General features: G+C 71.2%; 6 protein-coding genes. 2 read left to right on the top strand and 4 right to left on the bottom strand.

The annotated features are described in order from the left end of the window. Positions 1-741: phosphate ABC transporter permease PstA (gene pstA, locus NQ160_RS17665; RefSeq protein ID WP_257516452.1), on the top strand; the 741-nt coding region annotated here is incomplete at its 5' end. A 40-nt stretch (positions 742-781) separates the two neighbouring features. Continuing rightward, a complete protein-coding gene (gene pstB / locus NQ160_RS17670; RefSeq protein WP_257516453.1) occupies positions 782-1,561 on the top strand; it encodes a phosphate ABC transporter ATP-binding protein PstB in 780 nt (259 codons plus the stop codon). Between the two features lie 34 nt (positions 1,562-1,595). Here the strand turns inward: pstB and NQ160_RS17675 are convergent, their stop codons facing one another. From NQ160_RS17675 to NQ160_RS17690, 4 genes are all read right to left on the bottom strand, one after another. Next, the gene (locus NQ160_RS17675) at positions 1,596-2,480 is read right to left on the bottom strand and encodes an aminotransferase class IV (protein ID WP_257516454.1); all 885 of its coding nucleotides are present in this window, start codon (positions 2,478-2,480) and stop codon (positions 1,596-1,598) included. Between the two features lie 534 nt (positions 2,481-3,014). Then, a complete protein-coding gene (locus tag NQ160_RS17680; RefSeq protein WP_257516455.1) occupies positions 3,015-3,656 on the bottom strand; it encodes a DNA-directed RNA polymerase subunit beta in 642 nt (213 codons plus the stop codon). Positions 3,657-3,703: 47 nt separating this feature from the next. After that, positions 3,704-4,939 carry an anti-sigma factor gene (locus NQ160_RS17685; RefSeq protein WP_257516456.1) on the bottom strand — a complete coding sequence of 412 codons (1,236 nt, stop codon included), beginning with the start codon at positions 4,937-4,939 and terminating at the stop codon, positions 3,704-3,706. Next, positions 4,936-5,390, bottom strand: a 455-nt coding sequence (locus NQ160_RS17690) for a sigma-70 family RNA polymerase sigma factor (RefSeq protein ID WP_257516457.1), incomplete at its 5' end; no start/stop codon positions are given. The genes NQ160_RS17685 and NQ160_RS17690, both read right to left, overlap by 4 nt.

Consider the following 5,390-nt stretch of genomic DNA (forward strand, 5'->3'; position numbering starts at 1 on the left):
CTGTCTGCGGAGTTCTTCACCCACTCGATGCGCAACGTCGTCGGCGAGGGCGGCGGCGCGCTGCACGCCATCGTGGGCACACTCCTGATCACCCTCGCGGCGGCGGCCATCTCGATTCCGATCGGCCTGTTCACCGCGATCTACCTCATCGAGTACGGCGCCGGGAAGCGTCTCGCCCGGGGCATCACGTTCCTCGTGGACGTCATGACCGGCATCCCCTCGATCGTCGCCGGCCTGTTCGCGTTCGCCCTCTTCGCACTGTTCTTCGGTCCGGGCGTGCGGATGGGCATCATGGGCGCGGTGGCGCTGTCGGTGCTGATGATCCCGGTCGTCGTCCGCTCGACCGAGGAGATGCTGCGCCTCGTCCCCAACGAACTGCGCGAGGCGGCCTACGCGCTGGGCGTGCCGAAGTGGCTGACCATCGTCAAGGTGGTGCTCCCCACCTCCATCGCGGGAATCACGACCGGCATCATGCTGTCGATCTCCCGCGTGATCGGCGAGACTGCACCGCTGCTCATCACCGCCGGCATGGCCACGTCGATGAACTACAACCTCTTCGAAGGCCGCATGGCGTCGCTGCCGGTGTTCGTCTACACGCAGTACATGAACCAGGGCATCCCGGGTTCGGCGTACGTCGACCGCGCCTGGGCTGGCGCCCTCGTGCTGATCGTCGCCGTGATGGCGCTGAACCTGCTCGCGCGCCTCATCGCGCGGGTGTTCGCCCCCAAGACGAGCCGCTGACGCGGCATCCCCCGATTCTTCCGACCTGAAGGAACCCCAGTTGTCCAAGAGCATCGAAGTCAACGACCTGAACGTGTACTACGGCGACTTCCTCGCCGTCGAGGGCGTCTCGCTCGAGATCGAGCCGCGCAGCGTCACGGCCTTCATCGGCCCGTCCGGCTGCGGCAAGTCGACGTTCCTGCGCACCCTCAACCGCATGCACGAGGTGATCCCCGGGGCGCGCGTCGAAGGCAAGGTGCTGCTCGACGGCGACGACCTCTACGGGCCGAGCGTCGACCCGGTGCTCGTGCGCCGGCAGGTGGGCATGGTCTTCCAGCGGCCCAACCCGTTCCCCACGATGTCGATCAAGGAGAACGTGCTGGCCGGGGTGAAGCTCAACAACAAGCGCATCTCGAAGTCCGACGCCGACGACTTGGTTGAGAAGTCGCTGCGCGGCGCGAACCTCTGGAACGAGGTCAAGGACCGTCTCGACCGTCCCGGCTCGGGCCTGTCGGGCGGGCAGCAGCAGCGTCTGTGCATCGCACGGGCGATCGCGGTGTCGCCGCAGGTGCTTCTGATGGACGAGCCCTGCTCGGCGCTGGACCCCATCTCGACGTACGCGATCGAGGAGCTCATCGACGAGCTGAAGTCGGACTACACGATCGTGATCGTCACGCACAACATGCAGCAGGCATCGCGTGTGTCCGACAAGACCGCGTTCTTCAACATCGCGGGCACCGGCAAGCCGGGCAAGCTCATCGAGTACGACGACACCACGACCATCTTCACCACGCCGTCGCAGAAGGCCACCGAGGACTACGTCTCGGGCCGCTTCGGCTGAGCTTTCCGGCGGCGGCGCGGGTATTGCCGGGGTCTCAGTCGCGCGGGCTCAGCAGATAGCGATTGGCGGATGCCGTCAGCTCGGCGTCCACCGCGAGCGGGGTGCCGTCGACCGCGGTGATGGGCGCGGCCAGTCGCACGCTCGACACCAGCCACGCGGCATCCGCCGTCGCGAGCTGATCGAGGGGAATCGTCTCGTACGCGGTGACGAACCCCTGCTGCTCGAGGTGCGCGAAGAGGCTGAGCTGGGTCGTCCCCTGCAGAATGCCGCCGTTCGCCGCGGGGGTCACGAACGTGTCGCCGCGGCGGATGATGAGCGAGGCCGTGGGCGCTTCGAGCACGAACCCGTCGGACGTGACGAAGACGGCATCGTCGGCGCCGCGGCGCTTGGCCTCGCGGATCGCGGCCATGTTCACCGCGTACGAGAGGGTCTTCGCGCCCAGCAGCAGCCACGGCGCGCGTGAGGGCACGTCGATGGCGTAGCCGCGGTCCAGGGTGACGACCCGCACGCCGTCACGGCGGATGGCCGTGAAATCGGATGCCGCTGCGGCCGTGACCCACGCGGTCGGTGCAGGCCCGTGCTCGACACCGCGGCTGAGGATGAGCTTGATCACCGACTCCCCCGGACCGCAGGCGACCGCGACCTCGGCGATCGCCTGGCGCCACTGCGCGAGGTTCGGGGCGGGCAGATCGCAGATGCGGGCCGAGTGGGCGAGCCGCTCGAGGTGGGCGGTGACCTCTTGCGGATGCCGGTCGACCACGCCGATCGACTCGAAGATGCCGTCGCCGCGCTGCGTGCTGAGCTCACCCACGCTGAGCGCCGGCGCCGCCGGGTCGATGGCCGTGAACGTGGCCGCGAAGTCGTCGCGGGGGTCGTCTGCGGCGGCGGGGTCGATCATGAGCGCGGAATACCAGGCCATGGGGCGAGCCTACGCGCCGGGATGGCGGCGGAGGGGGCGTGCGCGCGGTGTGCGCGGGGTTTGCGTGCCCACAGCAGGAATTCCGGGGAATGCCCCCGCGCCGGTCTCGGTTACACTTGACCAGCCGGGCCGCAGTAACCCCGGGCTCCATCTTTCGCCGCTATGAGCGGCCTCGCGCCGAGAGGCGTTCTGCGGCCCGGCACTTTCTTTGGGTCGGGCCCGGCGTCTGCGGCTTTCCCGCCGCCCCTGGGGTCCGCCGCGCCGCGCGCTTCCGCGCTTCGTGGCATCCGCCGTCCGTGCAGCCCCCAGCGTCCCGCCGCCGCCGCCGCCGCCGCCGTGAGACGGTGCCCCGCGGTGAAACGAATTCTGGCGGCCGAGACCATGGGTATTTCCCACTGTCTCGTCCGCCAGGTTTCGTCTCACCGGCAGGGGGTGGTCCGGGCCGGGCTGCACCTCGCGGGCGCGGGCGGCCGGGGTGCAGGGCGCGCGCGGCCCGGCCGGGCGGCGCGCGGCCCGGGCCGGACCGGCCACGGGTCAGGTCAGCGAGTCGCGGCGCCAGAGCGCGGCGCAGGAAGTCAGGTCGCCGGCGTAGGTCGACAGCCGCAGGGCACGCGTGGTCAGGGCGCTCGCCCGGTCGGACTCGGTGCCCTCGTAATCGTCGGCCAAGTGCGTCGCACCGCTGGCCTGCACGCGGCAGAAGGCCGCGGCCCGCTCCAGCGCGACTGCGAAGTCGCCCGTGAACAGGCCCCGCAGGATCGTGTCCACGAGGGTCACCAGCTCCTCCGGCCCGGCCGGCGTGGGCGCCCCCGCCACCACGGGGTCGACGGTGGTGCTCGCCAGCCTGCCGCGGTCGTAGAGCAGCGCCGCCGTGTGGGGGTCGTCGTGGATCATCAGCTGCAGCAGGTACAGCCGCCACAGCGCGCCCGGCAGCGATCGTGCGGGCGACTGCGACCACAGTTCGGCGATGTCGTGGACGCCGTGGCGATCGGTGAACCCGATGAGCCGCTCCACGACATCGGCGTCCTGCTGTTCACGCACCCGGGTCAGCAGGGCGTGGGCGGTCGCGTGTGCGACGCGCGACACTTCGGCAGGATCCTCGGCCGCGAACCGCCGATCGAAGGTCTCCGAGGGCCGCCTCACAGGCTTGTGGAACGGGTTCCCGGCGTCTTCGGTCATCACTACAGGGTACCGCCCGGCCCGGGAACCGAGCCTGGTCGCCCGGCTCAGGCCGTCGGCACGGCGACGATGGGATCGCTCGTCGGCACGCCCTCGGGCGCGCCCCCGGCCGGCTCCACCGTGATCGCGATCACGTCGCCCGGCTGCACTTCGCCGTCGATCACCGTAGTGGCCTGGCTGCCTGCCTCGGGCAGGAAGGTACCCGCGGACAGCGGCTCATCGTCGCGGATGACCCACATCTCGAACGTCTCGTCTTCGGGGATGGACGGCAGCCCCTCCGACACCAGCACCGCTTCGCCGCGCTCCGCGGACCAGTAGGCCGTCGCGGTCAGGCCGCCATCCATCACCACGGTGGCGGACCTCGCGTCGGGGGCGTCTTTGATCTCGTCGAGCGCGACCACCGAGGCCGGTCGGTTCAGCCAGGTGTGCACGACACCGGCTCCGAACCCGACGCCCACGAGCAGGGTCAGGGAGGCGGCGAGCGCAATGAGCCCGCGCGTCCACCGGCGACGCATCGTCGCCTGCACCGCCGTCGTGGTCGGCGGCTCGTCCACGCCCTGGGAACTGGATGCCGGTTGCACAGGCGCCGACGACGTGTCGACCGTCGCCCACCTGAAGAGCCCGGTCATGGTGGTCGGCGTGGTGTCGGTGTCGGGGCTCGTCGGCGCCTCCGCGGTCTCGGACACCTGCGCCGCATCCCCGCCGTCGAGGCTGTCCTCGTGCGTGTCCTGTCCGGCGCGCGCTTCTCCCACGACCTGCGTCGCGTCGGTGTCCGCCGCATCGGCATCCGACGCACCGGCATCCGCCGCATCGGCATCCGCCACGTCGCCGTCACCCAGGCCCGCAGCGGCGGCACCGGGTGGGCTCGCAGGCGCCGCAGCGGGCGCAGCCGGCGGGTCCGCAGCCGTCACAGCCGCCGTCGCGGCCGGGCCCCCAGCGCCGGCCGCCGGCGGCTCCCCAGCCGCCAGCCCCCCAGCCCCAGCCGTCGCGTCCCCAGCCGTCGCGTCCCCAGCCGTTGCCTCGCCGACCCCCGCACCCGCCGGCGCCCCCTGCTCCCGCGCAAGGGCGGCGACGCGCACCAGCAGCATCGACCGCGCCGTCAGCGGCGGCGCAACGGGCGCCACGCCTTCGGCGAGGGCTGCGGCGGTGGCGGCATCCGCTCGCACCACGTGCTCCCATTCCGGGTGGGCGGCGAGCGCCTCCCAGTACTGCGCCTCATCTTCGTGCGACAGCGCGTTCAGGGCATGACCGGCGGCGAGCTCGGCGAATTCCTGCTCGGTCATGCGGTCACCCCCATCGCGGAGCGCAGGCGCGACAGTCCGTCGCGCATCCGGGTCTTGACCGTTCCGAGGGGCGCACCCACCAGCACAGCGATCTCGCTCTGGCTGTAGCCGCCGTAGTAGGCCAAAACGATCGCTTCACGCTGGGCGACGGGGAGGGTCGACAGCGCACTGGCCACCTTCTGCCCCTCCACCTTCAGCTCCACTTGGTCGGCGACGTCGTCGTGTGCGACGTCGAGGTCACGCAGGCCCGCTCTGCGGTCGCGGTCGGCACTGGACTGCGAGGCCCGCACCCGGTCCACCGCGCGGCGGTGGGCCATGGTCAGGACCCACGATCTTCCCTGCCCCTTGTTCGGAGCGAACCGCCCGGCGGATTGCCACACCTCCAGGAACACTTCCTGCAGCACCTCTTCGCTCTGCGCCCGGTCGACCAGCACGCGGACGATCAAGCCGA

The sequence above is a fragment of the Microbacterium sp. zg.Y909 genome, assembly GCF_024626565.1.

Coding starts and splice junctions, on each gene's coding strand:
- NQ160_RS17675 (WP_257516454.1), bottom strand. CDS start 2,480: ATGGCCTGGTATTCCGCGCTCATGATCGACCCCGCCGCCGCAGACGAC.
- NQ160_RS17680 (WP_257516455.1), bottom strand. CDS start 3,656: ATGACCGAAGACGCCGGGAACCCGTTCCACAAGCCTGTGAGGCGGCCC.
- NQ160_RS17685 (WP_257516456.1), bottom strand. CDS start 4,939: ATGACCGAGCAGGAATTCGCCGAGCTCGCCGCCGGTCATGCCCTGAAC.